This window comes from Gelidibacter gilvus (genome assembly GCF_004115975.1).
GTDB lineage: Bacteria > Bacteroidota > Bacteroidia > Flavobacteriales > Flavobacteriaceae > Gelidibacter > Gelidibacter gilvus.
This window is the reverse complement of record NZ_SDDZ01000014.1, coordinates 44728-62771: the sequence shown is the minus strand read 5'-3', so window position 1 is coordinate 62771 and position 18044 is coordinate 44728. Positions and strand designations below refer to the sequence as shown.

Below are 18044 nucleotides of genomic sequence, written 5' to 3'. Positions count from 1 at the left end.
AAATTCTTTAGATGCATCAAACCCAAAAATCATTAAATTTTGAATATTAAAAATTCTATCCTAAGCACTGCAAAAAAAACCATTGACTTAGAGAGTTCGGCAATCGCCAATCTGGTCAATTTATTGACGGAAGACTTTGCCGATGCTGTAGAACTTATTTACAACTCGAAAGGACGGGTGATTATTACAGGCATAGGAAAAAGTGCCATTATTGCCAATAAAATCGTAGCCACATTAAACTCCACAGGTACTCCAGCTGTTTTTATGCATGCCGCGGATGCCATTCATGGCGATTTAGGACTTGTTCTACAGGATGATGTGGTGATTTGCATCTCCAAAAGCGGAAACACCCCAGAAATCAAGGTTTTGATTCCTCTATTGAAAAGCTCAAATAACAAAATGATTGCCATAACAGGAAACATAACCTCCTATTTAGGACAACAAGCAGATTATGTTTTAAACACGTTTGTAGAGCAGGAAGCCTGCCCTAATAACTTAGCGCCCACAACCAGCACTACCGCACAATTGGTTATGGGGGATGCACTTGCGATTTGTCTGGTCGAATTAAGAGGGTTTTCCAGTAAGGATTTTGCCAAATACCATCCCGGTGGTGCCTTGGGCAAACGCCTCTATTTGCGAGTGAGCGATCTCTCCTCCGTTAACCACAAACCACAAGTAGGTTTGGATACCAATGTGAAACAGGTCATTGTTGAAATTTCTGAAAAAATGTTGGGCGTGACCGCTGTTGTAGAAGATGGAAAGATTATGGGAATCATTACTGATGGCGATTTAAGACGAATGCTTACCAAGAGCGATTCGTTCATTCACCTGACTGCAAAAGATATCATGAGCTCCAACCCTAAACTCATTGATGAAAATGCCATGGCCGTAGCTGCCATGGAGCTTATGGAAAACAATAAAATTACCCAACTTTTGGTTGAACATGAAGGTAAATATGCGGGTGTAGTGCATATTCAGGACCTTATCAAAGAAGGCATCATCTAATGGCAAAACCAACTTCCAATGAGATGTCTTTTTTAGACCATCTCGAAGACTTACGCTGGCATCTCATCCGGATCACTTTAAGCATTGTCATTGCGGGAACGGTGGCATTCATTTTTTCGAAATGGATTTTTGACGTCATTATTTTCGGTCCGAAAAGCATGGATTTTCCAACCTATAAATACCTGTGCAAACTATCAACATTTTTAAATGTCGATTCCACTTTCTGCGCAGAGGCATTCCCGTTTACCATTCAAAGTAGAACGATGGGAGGCCAGTTTTCTGCAGACATTTGGACGTCCATTTATGCTGGTTTCATAATTGCCTTCCCTTATATCATTTATCAGCTTTGGAGCTTTATAAGCCCTGGACTTTTGGATAACGAACGCAAAAGCTCCCGTGGTTTTATAATTGTATCCTCTTTATTATTCTTTCTAGGCGTGCTATTCGGCTATTATGTCATCACCCCGCTGTCCATCAACTTCTTAGGCACCTATTCCGTAAGTAGTGAGATTACCAACCAATTTGATATCAGTTCCTATATCAGCCTGGTACGGTCCTCATCCATTGCGGCAGGTTTGGTCTTTGAGTTGCCGATCATTATTTATTTCTTGACGAAAGTTGGCGTAGTGACCCCACAGATTCTTAAAAAATACAGAAAATATGCCCTGGTGGGTGTATTGATCATTTCTGCGGTCATCACACCTCCAGATGTAGCAAGTCAGGTGATTGTCGCTATTCCTATTTTAATATTGTATCAAGTAAGCATCTATATTTCTGCCATAGTGGTGAGAAATCAAAACAGAGCTGCCAGAAAAAACAAGAAACATGTCTGATATTGTAAAAGATTTCAATGACTATCGCACCAAGATGAACGACAAAATTTTGGGAGATGGCAACAACAAAATCATCAAACGAATTTTCAATCTTGACACTAACGCTTACGCGGAAGGTGCGCTGGACGTGAAAACCAAAGAACTCCTAGGTTTGGTGGCCTCTACGGTTTTGCGATGTGATGATTGCATTAAATACCACCTAGAAACAAGCTACAATCAAGGCCTTACCAAAGCAGAAATAAACGAAGCCCTAGGTATTGCAATGTTGGTGGGTGGCACCATCGTCATTCCGCATCTTCGTAAAGCCTATGAATTTTGGGAAGCCTTGGAGGCCCAAGGTTAAACTTTTTATAAAAAGGAATAGAATTATTAGGTGTCCCCTATGATTTTACTATTTTTAGTCCTACAATTCATGCTATGAAATTAAGCGCAACAAATTTAATGAAGTCCTATGGTGGACGCCAAGTGGTCAAGGATGTTTCTTTAGAAGTCAATCAAGGAGAGATCGTGGGCCTTCTCGGTCCTAATGGAGCTGGTAAAACCACATCATTTTATATGATTGTTGGCTTAATTAAACCGAATGGCGGTAAAATCTTTTTGGATGATAAGGAAATCACCAAATACCCAATGTATAAACGCGCCCAACATGGGATTGGCTATTTGGCTCAGGAAGCTTCTGTTTTTAGAAAACTGAGTATCGAGGACAATATTTTAAGCGTGTTGCAAATGACAAAACTATCTAAAAAAGAGCAGCTCGATAAAATGGAATCTCTAATTGACGAATTTGGATTGGGACATATCCGAAAAAGTAGAGGCGATTTATTATCAGGAGGCGAACGCCGCCGAACTGAAATTGCGCGTGCCCTAGCAACAAATCCCAATTTCATTTTATTGGATGAGCCATTTGCCGGTGTGGACCCTGTAGCTGTGGAAGACATTCAACGGATCGTAGCACAACTGACCAAAAAGAATATTGGAATCTTAATCACCGATCACAACGTTCAGGAAACACTTGCCATTACGGACAGGACCTATTTAATGTTTGAAGGAAATATCCTCAAAGCGGGTAAGCCTGAAGAATTGGCAGCCGATGAAATGGTAAGAAAGGTATACTTAGGCCAGAATTTTGAATTGCGTAAGAAGAAGATTTTGTTTTGATAGCCTACCTAAGCCATCAAAACGCAACCGTTAGCAAACTATAAAAAATATAAAAAGCCAATTCTGAAAGAATCGGCTTTTTTAATGACCTAAGTTTAAAAAGAGTGCTTACTGTTTTACTAAAATGATTTGACCTACATGCGCACCTTTACAATCAGTGCCAGTAATGTCTACAACTAAAGCATTGTCTCCTTCTCTAAGCGTCCCAGTTCCTGTAAAAACAGCTTCACAATCTCTTTGGATATCATCTAAACGAAATGACTTGACGACTTTTCCATCTATTTTGGCCGTAAATGTACCGTCATATTCGGCATCACTACAACAAACACTAAAGTTTCTGGTGTAAAAAAATGTTCCGGTCAATTCATTATTGTCTGAAGTTAAAACACGTGCTGAAATTGGATAATCCACATAATCTTTAATAGGAGTTTTCGAATTCCAAGTGCCCACATAATTTCCTTTTAAATAGGTAAGATCTTGATCAACGATCTTGTTTTCATCGTCGCTGCTACAGCCCATGACCCCAAGCAATAAGAAGGGTAAAATAAGTGCAAAAACATGGTAGCCTTTTCTAGTAATTTTCTTTTGTTTCATCTTTTTCAAATTTGTAGGTTAAATTTTAATTAAACACGAGCCAAAGATAATAAGTAATTAAATTATTAAGGTCTTTATCAAGGGAAATTGTAGTTCATAAGTGAATTTCCTTTTCGATATCCGCATCAAACTATGGCCAATGCTGGCTTTACTTGCGAGGTTGATGTGCTTGTAAAAATTGAATAAAGAAGATAATCCCACTCAAGCGCTTATTTTTGTAAAACAACTCCTACTGCATGAGTATACACCTGCAATTATTATACACTAAATCGTTTTTCTCAAGAACCAATTTACACCGTCTTTGTTGGTATTATGACGTTGTTGGTGTTTTTCACCAACAAACACTACTTCTTCAACAAACCAACCAACTTTTTTATCCCATTAAAAATCAACAAGGCCACAAAGCCAAAAATGACCCCCACAATAAACTCTCGAAGAAGTGAAGGCCAAGTTTCTAAAAAGTGATGGAAGAAGTCCAAATTATGTACAAAAATCCCACCGGCCACAAGCAATAAGGCAATAGTACCAATAACCCCCAAACTCTTGATAACCCAAGGCAAGGCGTTTACGAGAAGATGACCGAAGAAGTCGGAGATACTTTTATCCTTATCATTAAAGTTAATCAAACTATAACCAAAATCGTCCATTCTAACAATGAGTGCCACAATCCCATACACACCCACGGTTGCAATAAGAGCGACAATGGAAACCACCAAAATCTGGTTGAGAAGCGGGAGACCCATAACGGTACCCAAAGCAATAATGACGATTTCTACCGATAAAATAAAGTCGGTAACGATGGCCGATTTAATCTTGGATTTCTCAAGTTCTACAATTTCCGTGGCACTCAAACCGCCTTTATCTTCTACAGCAGGCCCATGGTGATGTGGCACTAAATACTCATACACCTTCTCTGCCCCTTCGTATGCCAAATAAATGCCGCCTAATACCAGTACCACAGTTACGGCAACTGGGAAAAAAGCACTTAATAAAAAAGCAACAGGTAAAATAATAAGTTTGTTGACAAAAGAACCTTTTGTAATGGCCCATAATACGGGGATTTCCCGCGAGGCGACAAATCCAGAAGCTTTTTCGGCATTCACCGCCAAATCATCGCCTAAAATGCCAGCGGTTTTTCGAGTTGAAATCTTGGCCATGGAAGCGACATCATCCATTAGGGCGCCAATATCATCTAAAAGTGCAAAAAAACCTGATCCCATGTGTTTTGAAAGAATTAGTTAAGTTTCTACTTGTGTATTAAATAAACCATCATATGGTAAGACGGAAAGCCTGCTTTGTAAAATTAAAAGTATTGAATTTGTAAAAACATAAAATTATTCGTGGCTAAAATATTTACAGAAAACAAAGTCAAGGTTTAAGTGCTTATCGATTTCGAAAATAAAGACAGTAACACATAAAAAACAATGATCAACGGAATGGCCAAAAACTTGAAAAGAACGATAAATATGATGCTCAAAATAATAAAAACATAACGTACCGCATTCGATTTAAAGCTCCAATCCTTAAATTTCAATGCAAAGAGAGGTATTCCTGAATTCAGTAAATAGCAACTTAAAACAGTCACCACAATCAAAAACCACGGATTCAAGATGATGGCATTAATGGTATCACTGTTTTGGAATTCCATGATCAAAGGCAAGGAAATAATAAGCAGCGCATTTGCAGGAGTTGGCAATCCCTTAAAAGAAGCTTGCTGCTCTTCATCAAGATTAAATGTTGCCAAACGGTATGCCGAAGCCAAGGTAATAAAAAAGCCAATAAAGGCCAATGGTGCATAGTGATGTAGTCCTTCAAAGATACTTGAAGAATCCCAAAGCGTATCGGTGTTTTCTACAATGGGATGACCAACGGCCCAGTTGAGCAATTTGAACATCACAACCCCAGGCACCAACCCACTCGTCACCATATCCGCCAAAGAGTCCAACTGAAGTCCCAATTCGCTTTGCACATTCAATTTTCTGGCCACAAGACCATCAAAGAAATCGAAAAAGATCCCTAAAAACATAAATAAGGCGGCCGATACAAAATAGTTTTGCACGGCTAATACAACGGCAATGCTACCAGAAAACAAGTTGAGTAGCGTAATGATATTGGGAAGATGTCTTTTTATGGCCATGAGATAAGTTTGTGTAAAAATAGGAAACTATTTTTATAAGAATATGCTCATAAGCGATAATTGAAAACTTAAATGCGTAATTCTTCCGCCAGCATTGAAATTAATACGGGATACGTTTGCATTTCTCCGTCTTTTCTAAAATTGGTCGTCATTCCTTCACACCTAAAGTTTAGGCTCTTGATTCCAGTTTCTATCAGCACAGCTGTCCAAAATCCAACAGCCATTTCTATCAAACCTAGCCGTCTTGATTCTTGGTTCTATCAGCGCAGCGGGGGCTACTGAGCTTGTCGAAGTATCTTGACTCCAACAGCAACTTGTATGGGAGCAAGCCGTCTTGACTCCTGGTTCCATCAGCGCAGCGGGGCTACTGTGCTTGTCGAAGTATCTATACCACTAACAACTATTTGTCACTATTTTGAACTTATGATCCCACCTAAAAACTAAGATTAATTCAACTTTTTGTGCATCTTTGTAAAAATCTTACGTTTGAAAACGAATATCGTTGTTGCGTTCTTCCTGTTGACCCTATTTGCTTACGGTCAAACCACGCGTAAATACTCCAATGAGTTTATGAATATTGGGGTTGACGCCGCTGCCTTAGGAATGAGTAATGCTGTCGTATCACAATCTGCCGATGTCAACTCAGGCTACTGGAATCCTGCAGGATTGGTCGAACTTGAAGACAATCAAATTGCATTAATGCACTCCAGTTATTTCGCCAATATTGCCAATTATAATTATGCCGCCTTTGCCATGCCTCTTGATGATAGAAGTGCTGTGGGGATTTCATTGATCCGATTTGGAGTGGATGACATTCTGGATACCACCCAATTAATTGATGCACAAGGGAATATTAATTACGATCGGATCAGTCTTTTTTCTGCTGCCGATTATGGTCTGATGTTTTCCTATGCCCGAAAAATCCCTTTGGATGGCTTTAGCTATGGGGTCAATGCGAAGGTTATTCGCAGGATTATTGGCGATTTTGCATCGTCTTGGGGATTTGGTCTCGATTTGGGCGTCCAATTCCAATCGCAAAACAACTGGAAATTCGGATTGATGGCCAGGGATATTACCACCACTTTTAATGCTTGGACTTTTGACAAGGACAAACTGGCAACCATTAAAGATGCTGTGGCCGGTCAAAATCAGGAAGTTCCAGAGTCCACAGAGTTGACCATCCCTAAACTACAAGTCGGTATGTCCAAAAAGTTCATTTTCAATTATGACTATTCTTTGGTAACCGCTTTGGATCTTAATGTGCGCTTTGAGCAAAACAATGATATCCTGAGTACGTCTTTTGCAAGTGTAACCCCTTCCCTCGGATTTGAATTTGGCTATAACGATCTGGTTTTTTTAAGAGCAGGCGTAGGCAATTTTCAAAATGAGCTCCAGCTCGACAACTCCGAAAACCTCACTTTTCAACCTAATTTTGGGGTCGGTTTTAAATACCGTGGCATCCAAATCGATTATGCTTTTACGGATATCGGCGATCAAAGTGCTGCGCTGTATTCCAACGTGTTTTCCTTAAAATTGGATTTCAGTATTTTCAGATAAGCGAGGTTTCTTGTTTCTTGTTCCTTGTTCCTTGTTTCTCGTTTCTCGTTTCAGTTGTGAGTTTCTACCACACTGAACTTCCCTGATTAGTGTTGACCGCTATTCGATATCAAAAATCAACATTCTTCAACCCGCACGTACTGAAACCAGCCCGACAAGTCATTCTGGCGGGAGGCACGTTCGGGCGGTCGTTAATAAGTCTAGCACATCGGTCACCCGTCATCTATCATCCGTCTTCTTCTCATTAGCCACAAGCACCACATCTCTCACCACTCACCTCTCACCACTAATCCCCAATTCCGAACTCTGATCTTTGAATCTTGTTTCTTTATACTTTGTACTTAATTCATATTCATTAAATTTGTTCGTAAATTTCCCCAATGAAACACATCATTTTCGCCATTCTCTCAGGTTTGCTCTTAGCATTTGGTTGGCCCACCTACGGATTTCCAGTCTTGCTTTTCATAGGATTTGTCCCGCTATTATTAGTGGAGCGCCATATCCGACTATCCGATATCAAATGGAAAAAATGGTCAATTTTTGCGTATAGTTACCTGAGCTTTGTCATCTGGAACTTCATCACCACCAATTGGTTGCAATATGCCGATGTCTTTGGTGCCAGCTTTGCCATCTTGGTGAATTCCATGCTCATGGCAATATTAGTGGTCACTTACCACAGCATTGCAAAACGTGCTACCGTAAACATCAGTCTGTTATTTTTGATGTGTTTATGGATGGCTTTTGAAAAGCTGCATTTGGGATGGGACTTTTCTTGGCCATGGCTAAATCTAGGCAATGGGTTTTCAGAATATTTCACCTGGATCCAATGGTATGAATACACTGGAACTTTTGGAGGCACCTTATGGGTCTGGCTCGTGAACATTCTGGTGTATAAATTAATGGTGAAATATCAACATCAGAAATCTGTAAAAGATCTTAAATCGTCAGGTATCGTCATCTTAGCCGTCCTCATTTTGCCGATTATCATCTCCTTAACCATCTATCACACCTACACTATCAAAGGTGAACAAGTGAACGTGATAGCATTACAGCCCAATATCGATCCGTATTCCGAAAAATACAATGTCCCCAATGAAGATATCGCCGATATGTTACTCAGGCTGGCAGACACTAAAATCAATGCACAAACAGATCTTCTCGTCGCTCCGGAAACCGTATTTGCAGACAATGTCAAAATCAAAGAGTTGGAAAACGCCTATTTTAAGAGAAAACTGGATGTGTATGTTTCAGAACATCCCAATTTAAATTTCCTAACGGGGATTTCATTTATCAATTTTATCACGGATAAAGAACTGGTCAAAAAACAATCCAATTACCACAACAGCGGATTTTGGTATGACGATTACAACTCGGCCATGATGCTCAACGCCAGCGACGAGGTGCAACTCTATCACAAATCGAAATTGGTCGTTGGTGTAGAGACCCTGCCGTATCAAACCATTATAAAACCTCTAATAGGCGATTTCATGATTGACCTAGGCGGTACTTTGGCCATGAAAACCACGCAAGAAGAGCGCACGGCTTTCCATACCACCAATCCTAACCTAAGGGTTGGCCCCATTATTTGTTATGAATCGGTTTATGGTGAGTTTGTAACAGGATATATCAGAAATGGCGCCAACGTACTGGCCATCATCACCAATGACGCTTGGTGGGGCGACACACAAGGTCATAAACAACACTTAAGTTATGCCAGGTTAAGAGCCATTGAAACCCGTAGAGATATTGTGAGAAGTGCCAATACAGGCATCTCTGCACTGATCAATGCCAAAGGCGACATCATGTCGTCCTTGCCCTATGATACTCAAGGTGCTTTGTCAGGAACCCTCACAACCAACGAAAAAATGACCTTTTACACCTGGGCTGGTGATTATATCGCGAGAATAGCCATCTTCATTGCGCTGTTTGTGTTTTTGATTACGATGTTTAGGAAGGCAAGAGTTTGAGGGGAAATAGGCATGGGGCATTAGGCATGAGGGATTTGGGATTAGGGATTAGGGATTAGTGGTGAGAGGTGAGAGTGTTGTCAGTTCAGTTCAACTCAAACTTCATGATTGAGTATTCGATATTAAGTATTCGATATTCAATATTCCAACATACATTCCATTCTATTCCGCAGAGATTCACTGAGCAATCACAGAGTTTCACAGAGAAGGTTCTCATAAATATTCACTACAAAATCAGTAAAAATCCGTATAATCAGCGTCATCCGCGTGCCGTCCTTCCATTATTCAAAACCCAAACTTCATGATTCAGTTGGTAGTCTTCCCGCCTACGCAAAAGCTATCCACCTACCGGCGGGCGGGCAGGCAGTCGGCAGCCAAAGTTTTCCTTTTCAACTTCGATTTCAACTTCGCTTTCAACTTCAATTTCCTCATCTACCAATCATTCCAAATCTAAACCTTAAAAATCATTAATCTTCAATCGCTAATCAACTACTTATCTAGCTAAATTGAAAACTTCATCATTCGGTGTTCCAAAATTCGATATTCGATATTCAGTTGGCGGTATTCCCGCCTCCGCAAAAGCTACCAGCCTTCGCAAAAACTTTGGACTGGCAGGCGGACGGGCAAGCAGTTGGCAGCCGGCAGCTGGCAGCCAAAGTTTTCCTTTTCAACTTCGATTTCCCGCCTACGGACGGGCAAGCAACTTCAATTTCAACTTCAATTTCATTTTCAACCTCCTCATCTACCAATCATTCCAAATCTAAACTTCAAAAATCAAAAATCGTTAACCCGCCCGTACCGAAGCCAGCCCGACAGGTCATTCTGGCGGGAGGCACGTTCGGGCGGGTCAAAAATCGCTAATCAAACACTCCTCTAGCCAAATTTAAAACTTCATTATTCGGTGTTCAAAATTCGATATTCAGTATTCAATTGGTAGTCTTCCCGCCTACGCAAAATCTACCAGCCTTCGCAAAAGCTTCGGACTGGCAGGCAGAAGGGCAGACAATCGGCAGCCAAAGTTTTCCTTTTCAACTTCCATTTCAACTTCCCCCCTACGGACGGGCAAGCAACTTCAACTTCAATTTCAACTTCAATTTCATTTTCAACCTCCTCATCTAACAATCATTCCAAATCTAAACTTCAAAAATCAAAAATCGTTAATCTTCAATCGCTAATCAACTACTCATCTAACCAAATTTAAAACTGAATGTCTTCAGTCTTCAGTCATCGGTCATCGGTCATCAATCCCCAATCTTAAATCACTAATCTTCAATAAAAATCACATTCTACCACCTCCTATCCACAACCTAATACCTAATGCCAAATACCTAATACCTCCCCCTACTGTCCTCTATAAAAAACCACCGTACTCAAGGTCTTCACCATAATATTCAAATCGAGAAATACACTGCGATGCTTAATATAGAATAAATCATATTGCAACTTCACGAGGCTTTCATCAACAGACCCGCCATACCGTGTTTTCACCTGTGCCCACCCCGTCAAACCAGGTTTAACAATGTGTCGGGTTTCATAAAAGGGAATGGTTCGGGCGAGTTCTTCCACAAAAAACGGGCGTTCCGGCCGGGGACCGATGACACTCATCTCGCCTTTAAGGATATTAAAAAACTGGGGGATTTCGTCTAGTCTACTGCGTCGTAAAAACATCCCGAATTTGGTAATCCGCACATCATTCACTTCCGCCCATTTGGCGCCATTGGTCTCGGCATTAACCACCATACTCCTTAGTTTGACAATGTTAAAAAGTCTCCCGTTTTTCCCAACCCGCTCCTGTCGGTAAAACAAAGGTCCCTTGTTTCCGCAAAGATTCCCAATCAAGAGAAATGGCAAAATTATAATCCCCACTAGCAATCCCAAAACTGAAAAGAGGATGTCAAAGATGCGATGAAAAAACTGGTATAAGGTATTTTGATTGCTTCGGCTAAAAGGGAAGTATTTATAAAAATCCTTGCCAACAAATTGAATGGGCACCCGATGGGTTATTTCCTCATAAACCTGGGTATATTCCCTAATGGTAAATCCCCGTTCCAAGAGCTGCATGAGATCACTGTAGATTCCCGCAGTAATCGTCTCCGTATTAAAGCTGGCCACCACCACTTCAGAAATTTGATGATCAATAAGAGTCTGCATCAAGTTGTCCGCCTCAAATTCCGGAATTCCCATATACTTTACAGGATGTTCCTTTGGAAGTTCACAATCGATAAACCCCACAATTTTATAATTTGGATCGGATTGGCGCAGAGCATTGACAAAAGCTTCCACATAGCTAACCTCCCCCACCAACAATACTCTTTTATAAAAGCGGGGTGAAGCAATCAAACGCGTATAGGCCACCCGCCATAAAAATATAAAAACGATTATGGTCAGATAAAAATAAACAATTTGCAGACGCTTTTCCGGCAAGAAAGGCGTTAAAATTGGCGTCAGGAAATAGAACAGCACACTTGTAGAGACCATGAGAACAATGGTTCGAAACGTCACATCCAGCTGACTCGATTTCTGCAAATCATAAATTTCAAAAACCGTCCCGAATATAGCCAAATACACCAAAAGTAGAATTACGGCTACGCTATTTTCCCAGGAAACTTCAAGGTAAGTGTAGTCAAAAAAAAGGCCAAGCAAGTATAACCCCAAAACCACCATCACCAAATCCATTCCACGGAGTAACAGTTTGCGCTCTGAAACTTGAAAATGGATGCCTTTTTTAGCCATTTGTTAAAATAATCTTAAAGCGAAGATACTAAGTCTGCACAATTCTACAAATGTTTATTGGTTTTATAATGGACACCAACGGATTAAAGGTTTCTTGTTCCTTGTTCCTTGTTCCTTGTTTCTCGTTTCTCGTTTCAGTTGAGTTTCTACCACACTGAACTTCCTTGATTAGTGTTGACCGTTATTCGTTATCAAAAATCAACATTCTTCAACCCGCCCGTACCGAAACCAGCCCGACAGGTCATTCTGGCGGGAGGCACGTTCGCGAGGGTCGTTAATCGTCAATCGTTAATCCTCAATCTTACTAATCCCAAATCCCTAATACCTTTTTAATCACAAATCATCAATCATCAATCATCAATCATCAATCGTTAATCGTTAATCATCAATCATCAATCACTAATCAAAAATCTTCAATCCTCCCTCTCTCAACAACTCCTCCCAAAGCCCTCTCACCTTCTCCCAATCAAACTCCTCCACCTTCTCCCTCGCCTTAGCAGCCATTGCCTCCGTCCGATCCACATCCTCAAAAACCGAACAAATCGCATCCGACATAGCCACCTTATCATTAGGAGCCACCAAAACCCCATCAACCCCATGTTCAATCAAATACGGCATCCCACCAACATTGGTCGATACCACAGGCAGTCCCAGCGCCATAGCTTCAATCACACTTACTGGCATATTATCAAAATTAGTGGTATTGATAAATACATTATAGTCTTTGCTAAGTGCAATCCATTCTGTCTTTTTGAGTTTTCCAGTAAAAGTAACACTCACATTTAGCCGTTCAGTCAAGGCTTTAACCTCAGCCAAGCTGCCATCTGTATCCGGACCCACCATACACAAACTGGCATCAACCCCTCGTAGCCTAAGCTCCTGCAACACCTTGACCGCCAAGGCAGGATTATATATTTCAGAAAAAGAGCGCACCCATAAAAGTCGGGGCGTATCATAGTTTTTTTTGTGTAATGGATAATTCTCTAGACTAATAGTATTGGGAATATAAACCACATTCTGATACCCAAACGCTTCAAAGCTTTCCTTTAAATACAAAGACGGAGACACATTCGCGTAAGCATGTTCAAAAAGCCTTTTAGACAATTTAGGTGAATTTTTTAACCGGTTTGGTAAATTCCCGCCATGAAGAATCGGAACATATCGCAGCTTCAATACCCGACATAATGAACTGACTAAAACTGCATAATAAAAATTCTGGGTGCTGTAGGTATCTATTAAAACAAGATCTGTGCGTTTACAAACTCTAAACGTTGTCCATAACATGTCCAAAAGCCGAAAAAATTTATTGATCTTGCTGGAAGTATAACACACCGAATAGCCACTTTGCTCCAACAAAGGCCCTAAAACAGCACTGTAACTAAGATTAGTCTGTGAGTTTTGGAGATGGTTTCCGACGTAGAGGAGGTTTTTCATTGGTGACGTGTAAAAGTGATAATCCATATAAAAAAGCGGGTGCGGCAATACGCATGGCTGAGTGATTGATGGTGGCAAACCAAAAGGCCAGAAACGAATAAAAAAAGATATTGTTCCGATTTCTGCTTCTAAAATCCAAAGGTTTTAAAATAAGGATCATTAATATAATAACCCCAAGCATCCCGTGTTCAGAAAGCAAACGGCTGATTTCATTGTGGGATGCGATAACCGTGCCCTCTGATATAAGCCGTTCCTGTTTCATCCCACTGGCCCCAACCCCGACAAACGGATGCTCTTGAAAGCCGGCAAACTCATGGACAAAGAGCTCCACACGACCAGTGGACATATCGGCCTTTTCACGGCCTATCGCATCTTCATTGGCATAACGGTTTCCCACTAGACCACTCGATTGATTCAAACTGATTCCCCATGTAATGAATCCTACAAAAACCAACAATAAAACGGAAACAATAATCTGTTGTTTCTGTCGGTATTTGGCACTGCCATAATAAACCACCAAGAACGCAAAAATCATTATTATGGCTCCAAATACGCCACCTCTACTTAAAGTAACCAAGGCCCTAAACGATATGGCCACCAAGAGGAATAAATTAAAAAGTTTTAAAAACAAACCGGGCGATTTCATAAAAAACCGTACGGTTAAGGCAAACATCCCCAAGCCCAACAGAGTGGAAACCTGATTAGGGCCAAATCCTCCAGAAGTGGCAAAACTCGATCCTGTTGATGTTAGCACCTCCCTAACACTTGGGTTGTATAAGAAAATATGGGTGGTCATGGCGATAATGGGGTAACTAATACACGCTACAATCTGCAACAAGACCTCTTTACTGACTTTTTTATCGTAACAATAGAGTGCGGAAACCCCTAAGCACACGGGGCCGCTTAATACAAAAGCGACACTGGTCCTAAAATTAAGGTCATAACCCAAAGTAGTCGAAGCCACCAATACCGCTGGAACCAAGAGAATGAGATAGATAAAATAGGGATAGCCTTTTCCAGAAAGGCCATCATAAAACATCCCCATCCCCATCAATAAAATGACAAAATACTTAGAGAATTCATAAAACAGACCGCCTCCGGTCATTCTAAAAAGAGATTCTGAAGCGACAATATAAGTGGCACCAAATAACACCCAAATCACCTTCTCATGTTTTGGAGCCACAATAATTTTGAAGATGAAAAACAAACAAACCACAGTAAAATACAATTTTGAAAAATCCGGGATCACGTTAATAAAAATGCCCATAATGATGTGCAACACGATCAAGGCCACATAGGCATCATTGGTAAACCGGTAACGATAGCGTTGTTTGGCGCTCATAGGACTAAAGTGTCAAGGGCTTGCAAAATAGAGTTTTTTTTAGAGTTGGGAGTAATACGACATCAATTTATCATTAACCGCCATTGCCGAGAAATGCTCCAATACATGCTGGTTAATCACCTTCCCAGTTGTTTCTCGCAAATAGTCGTCAGAAATCAAAACCATTATTCGTTCCGCCAAATGTTCAGGATGGTTTGGCGCTACTAAAAACTCACGGCAGGCTTCAGGTAACACACTCGTACTATCCCCCACATTGGTAGCTACAATAGGCAACTGGCCCAGTCCGTATTCCAATAATGCTAAAGGTAAGCCCTCTGAGGAAGACGATAAAACGCCAATATCAGCTTGTTTGATAATAGCACTTGAATCTGGACAGCTGCCGTAAAAAAAGACCTGTTCTTCTAAATCCAATTCCGTTACCAGTTGATACACCGACTCAGAATAGGCATCTTTAAAATCCTGACCCACACAGTGCAAAGTCCAATCAGAGTGATGATTACCAACCAATTTAAAAGCTTGTAAAAGATTATGATGATCCTTTTGTTCTCTTAAATTTGCCAAACACAGGATTCGTTTTCCTGCGACACCTTTCAATTCGGTTACTTGAGATATTACCGTTTCCTGAATGGCAAAATTAGGCAAATAAGCCACCTCGTCGCCGTTCAAATTAGTTTTTGCCCAAGTTTCCAGTACGCTATTCACACTTAAAATCAGTGAAAAAGACCTTGAGCATAATTTGAGCACACCATACTTCCGTTCTTCCAAATAGCTACTGTTTCCATAATGGTCGTGCCAAACTATTTTTAGTCCAGGAATTAGCCACTTCATAAGCGTCGCCATAAAAAAGGAGGTAGAATGGGCATGGATAATGTCAATTTTTTCTTTGAGAATATACCGCCTCAACTTGATCATAGCAGGCCAGTCCAACTTACGTTGCTTATCCAAAAACAAATATGAAACGTTCGATGCGATTGCGTCTTTCAATAACCCTTCCCGTCGTGTTGCACATAGGTAAGAACGTTCAACAGATTCAGACAGCACGTTGGCAATATTGACCGCCATCCGCTCCGCCCCACCCGCATCTAAACTATCTATCAATTGCAGTACACGCATTTACCTTTTCTTTATTGTTATTTATTATTGTTTATTGGGCGATTGGCTTGTAAGCAAGAGACATCATTGCGAGCTCTCCACCCGAGCGTCATTCCGAGCCCAACCCAATAGCGTCATTGCGAGGACGCAGGACGAAGCAATCTTTAGGTTCGAACAAGGAATCAAGTTAAGTAGACCATCAGACACTACTCAAAACTTCGCTCAACAACCAAGTCTCGGACTCACAATCAAAAGATTGCCACGGTCGATAGCTTTGCTATGTACATTCAATAAAGCAGTGCTTCCTTTCATGTAACCCTCGCAATGACCAATCGCAGCATGCGGAATCCTCCAGCAACTCACATTCCAAAAGTCCCCTTCGGGCAAGTTATACTTCCCTGTTTAGCGTTGACCATTTTTAATTAATTTCCATTGTCAAAAACAGTCATCAACTTTTGTAATTAGCACTCATCAATCAAAAATCAACAATCACACATCGTAAATCTAAAATCGTATATCGTATATTTTCAATGCTTAATTATACTTCCCTGTTTAGCGTTGACCGTTTTTAATTAATTTTCATTGTCAAAAATAGTCATCAACTTTTGTAATTAACAGTCATCCAATCATCAATCAAAAATCAACAATCACACCTCGTAAATCTAAAATCGTATATCGTAAATTTTCAATGCTTAATTATACTTCCCTGTTTAGAGTTGACCGTTTTTAGTTAATTAATTCATTGTCAAAATTAGGAATGATTTTTTTATTTCCACTTTCTACCGACTGTTGTCATCAATCATCCGCCAGATTTATTATAGAACGCTGAACTGCCCGTCCGTTCAAGGCGGGTGACGCTGATCTTGCTGACCTGAAAGCCGGGAAGCTGGATTTCACTGATCTATTTATGGCTTTTATTTTAATCTATGAAATCTGATAGTCTGTCGTCTGACCAATTTCATTGAAGCATTAAATTTCAAAAATCATCAATCATCAATCATCAATCGTCAATCAGCAATCATCAATCTCCCTAATTCTTAATCCGTCATCAACCAAAAGTCCCCTTCGGGGATTTAGGGGATAACACCTCCTTAATATCCTCCTCCAAACGATCAAACGTGTACTGTTGCGACCAATCCAATGCTGCCTTCGCCATGACATCCAAATCGGCGTTTTTTAAAGCAGTCACAATCTGGGACACTGCGGTTTCCAAATCGGGTTCAATTAAGATACCTCGCGTACCTTCGCCAAGCATCCAACCAACACAGGAAACCGGGGTAGCAATGGGAATGCATCCAAAAAACATCCCTTCAGCCACCGCTTTTGGCCAGCCCTCACTTTTGGATGGCAAAATATTGAAATGAGCGTCCATTAATGTGGCTTTGACCACACTTTTGTCCTGGTTGCCGTATAAGGAAACTACCGATTCCAATCTGTTCCTCGTAATATAATCTTGCAGTTCTGGCATTAACGGTCCATCTCCGTACATATGCAATATTACTGGAATTCCTTTTTGATGCAAGGCTTCAATAATCTGAATGGTCAATAAAGGACGCTTGCCTACAACTAAGGCTCCCGCAAAAACAAAACTTAAAGGCTGGGTATAATCTTTAGGCTGAAACGCTATTTTTTCACTTTCATAATAAGTAGCAGAGATAAAAGGTTGAATGTTCTTAGTTTCGTTAGGCCATTCACCATACACTAATACCTGCATATTCCGAGTTAAAAAGGTGTTACGTAAAATGGCCTGTTGCAAACGGTAGGTCCATGGTTGATTGCTATTCGGATCCCAATTGCCGGCATATTTGGTCGATTTCCTTTTGCTTGGGAAAAAGATTTGGGCAAAACAAGCCACCAAACTTACATTGGCAGGACATCTTAAATGGATATGATCAGCTTGACGCATCACCTGCACACATTTTATAAAAATATAGGGTACTTTAATTAGTGTTTTAAAAACGGATGCCATCCCTAAAATATTAAAATTTGGTACTGGAACAAATTTTAACTTTGGATGATGATAAGCGGTTTCTATGCCATCCACCTCATTAGATGGCTTTTTAATGCCTAGTACAATTACCTCGTCAGCGTAATTGCCCCATAGGTTCATTTCATTGATATAAGGTGCATAGCCATAATACTGACCCTCTTTAAAACTGTGCTGAACTAATGTAAAAATGGCGAGTTTCATA

Annotated in this window: 15 protein-coding genes; 7 read left to right on the top strand and 8 right to left on the bottom strand. The window is 40.5% G+C overall.

Going from position 1 to position 18044, the window contains the following annotated elements; translation table 11 throughout:
• The first annotated feature begins 39 nt into the window (after positions 1–39).
• The 4 genes from ESZ48_RS16560 to lptB all read left to right on the top strand — a co-directional run bounded on the left by ESZ48_RS16560 (position 40) and on the right by lptB (position 2996).
• A complete protein-coding gene (locus ESZ48_RS16560) occupies positions 40–1005 on the top strand; it encodes a KpsF/GutQ family sugar-phosphate isomerase (RefSeq protein ID WP_129018616.1) in 966 nt (321 codons plus the stop codon).
• The gene (gene tatC / locus ESZ48_RS16555; protein ID WP_129018615.1) at positions 1005–1838 is read left to right on the top strand and encodes a twin-arginine translocase subunit TatC; all 834 of its coding nucleotides are present in this window, start codon (positions 1005–1007) and stop codon (positions 1836–1838) included. Before ESZ48_RS16560 ends, tatC begins: the two co-directional genes overlap by 1 nt.
• A complete protein-coding gene (locus ESZ48_RS16550; RefSeq protein WP_129018614.1) occupies positions 1831–2181 on the top strand; it encodes a carboxymuconolactone decarboxylase family protein in 351 nt (116 codons plus the stop codon). The genes tatC and ESZ48_RS16550 overlap by 8 nt, the downstream gene beginning before the upstream one ends.
• Positions 2182–2255: 74 nt before the next feature.
• Positions 2256–2996, top strand: coding sequence for an LPS export ABC transporter ATP-binding protein (lptB, locus tag ESZ48_RS16545; RefSeq protein WP_129018613.1), 741 nt, complete (start codon positions 2256–2258; stop codon positions 2994–2996).
• Positions 2997–3104: 108 nt separating this feature from the next.
• On the opposite strand, the gene ESZ48_RS16540 is transcribed toward lptB, so the two are convergent.
• From ESZ48_RS16540 to ESZ48_RS16530, 3 genes are all read right to left on the bottom strand, one after another.
• Positions 3105–3590, bottom strand: a complete 486-nt coding sequence (locus tag ESZ48_RS16540; RefSeq protein WP_129018612.1) for a hypothetical protein — start codon at positions 3588–3590, stop codon at positions 3105–3107.
• A gap of 344 nt (positions 3591–3934) precedes the next feature.
• The gene (locus ESZ48_RS16535; RefSeq protein ID WP_129018611.1) at positions 3935–4810 is read right to left on the bottom strand and encodes a DUF808 domain-containing protein; all 876 of its coding nucleotides are present in this window, start codon (positions 4808–4810) and stop codon (positions 3935–3937) included.
• A 155-nt stretch (positions 4811–4965) separates the two neighbouring features.
• A complete protein-coding gene (locus tag ESZ48_RS16530; RefSeq protein WP_129018610.1) occupies positions 4966–5727 on the bottom strand; it encodes a CDP-alcohol phosphatidyltransferase family protein in 762 nt (253 codons plus the stop codon).
• Between the two features lie 486 nt (positions 5728–6213).
• On the opposite strand from ESZ48_RS16530, the gene ESZ48_RS16525 reads away from it, so the two are divergent.
• The 3 genes from ESZ48_RS16525 (at position 6214) to ESZ48_RS16515 (ending at position 10015) form a co-directional block, all read left to right on the top strand.
• Positions 6214–7284, top strand: a complete 1071-nt coding sequence (locus tag ESZ48_RS16525) for a putative type IX sorting system protein PorV2 (RefSeq protein ID WP_449404161.1) — start codon at positions 6214–6216, stop codon at positions 7282–7284.
• A gap of 380 nt (positions 7285–7664) precedes the next feature.
• Positions 7665–9251: an apolipoprotein N-acyltransferase gene (lnt, locus tag ESZ48_RS16520; protein WP_129018609.1), complete on the top strand. Its 1587-nt coding sequence runs from the start codon at positions 7665–7667 to the stop codon at positions 9249–9251.
• 506 nt (positions 9252–9757) lie between these two features.
• Positions 9758–10015, top strand: coding sequence for a hypothetical protein (locus tag ESZ48_RS16515; RefSeq protein WP_129018608.1), 258 nt, complete (start codon positions 9758–9760; stop codon positions 10013–10015).
• A 577-nt stretch (positions 10016–10592) separates the two neighbouring features.
• Here ESZ48_RS16515 and ESZ48_RS16510 read toward each other — a convergent pair.
• The 5 genes from ESZ48_RS16510 to ESZ48_RS16490 all read right to left on the bottom strand — a co-directional run bounded on the left by ESZ48_RS16510 (position 10593) and on the right by ESZ48_RS16490 (position 18043).
• Positions 10593–11984, bottom strand: coding sequence for an exopolysaccharide biosynthesis polyprenyl glycosylphosphotransferase (locus ESZ48_RS16510; RefSeq protein WP_129018607.1), 1392 nt, complete (start codon positions 11982–11984; stop codon positions 10593–10595).
• A 399-nt stretch (positions 11985–12383) separates the two neighbouring features.
• Positions 12384–13418: a glycosyltransferase family 4 protein gene (locus tag ESZ48_RS16505; RefSeq protein WP_129018606.1), complete on the bottom strand. Its 1035-nt coding sequence runs from the start codon at positions 13416–13418 to the stop codon at positions 12384–12386.
• Entirely contained in the window at positions 13369–14760 is a 1392-nt protein-coding gene (locus tag ESZ48_RS16500; RefSeq protein ID WP_129018605.1) for an O-antigen ligase family protein, read from the bottom strand. The genes ESZ48_RS16505 and ESZ48_RS16500 overlap by 50 nt, the downstream gene beginning before the upstream one ends.
• Before the next feature lie 39 nt (positions 14761–14799).
• The gene (locus ESZ48_RS16495) at positions 14800–15873 is read right to left on the bottom strand and encodes a glycosyltransferase (protein WP_129018604.1); all 1074 of its coding nucleotides are present in this window, start codon (positions 15871–15873) and stop codon (positions 14800–14802) included.
• 1027 nt (positions 15874–16900) lie between these two features.
• Positions 16901–18043 carry a glycosyltransferase family 4 protein gene (locus tag ESZ48_RS16490; protein ID WP_129018603.1) on the bottom strand — a complete coding sequence of 381 codons (1143 nt, stop codon included), beginning with the start codon at positions 18041–18043 and terminating at the stop codon, positions 16901–16903.
• Between the last annotated feature and the right edge of the window lies 1 nt (position 18044).

Coding starts and splice junctions, on each gene's coding strand:
- ESZ48_RS16500 (WP_129018605.1), bottom strand. CDS start 14,760: ATGAGCGCCAAACAACGCTATCGTTACCGGTTTACCAATGATGCCTAT.
- lptB (WP_129018613.1), top strand. CDS start 2,256: ATGAAATTAAGCGCAACAAATTTAATGAAGTCCTATGGTGGACGCCAA.
- ESZ48_RS16540 (WP_129018612.1), bottom strand. CDS start 3,590: ATGAAACAAAAGAAAATTACTAGAAAAGGCTACCATGTTTTTGCACTT.
- tatC (WP_129018615.1), top strand. CDS start 1,005: ATGGCAAAACCAACTTCCAATGAGATGTCTTTTTTAGACCATCTCGAA.
- ESZ48_RS16495 (WP_129018604.1), bottom strand. CDS start 15,873: ATGCGTGTACTGCAATTGATAGATAGTTTAGATGCGGGTGGGGCGGAG.
- ESZ48_RS16530 (WP_129018610.1), bottom strand. CDS start 5,727: ATGGCCATAAAAAGACATCTTCCCAATATCATTACGCTACTCAACTTG.
- ESZ48_RS16550 (WP_129018614.1), top strand. CDS start 1,831: ATGTCTGATATTGTAAAAGATTTCAATGACTATCGCACCAAGATGAAC.
- ESZ48_RS16505 (WP_129018606.1), bottom strand. CDS start 13,418: ATGAAAAACCTCCTCTACGTCGGAAACCATCTCCAAAACTCACAGACT.
- ESZ48_RS16535 (WP_129018611.1), bottom strand. CDS start 4,810: ATGGGATCAGGTTTTTTTGCACTTTTAGATGATATTGGCGCCCTAATG.
- lnt (WP_129018609.1), top strand. CDS start 7,665: ATGAAACACATCATTTTCGCCATTCTCTCAGGTTTGCTCTTAGCATTT.
- ESZ48_RS16510 (WP_129018607.1), bottom strand. CDS start 11,984: ATGGCTAAAAAAGGCATCCATTTTCAAGTTTCAGAGCGCAAACTGTTA.
- ESZ48_RS16490 (WP_129018603.1), bottom strand. CDS start 18,043: ATGAAACTCGCCATTTTTACATTAGTTCAGCACAGTTTTAAAGAGGGT.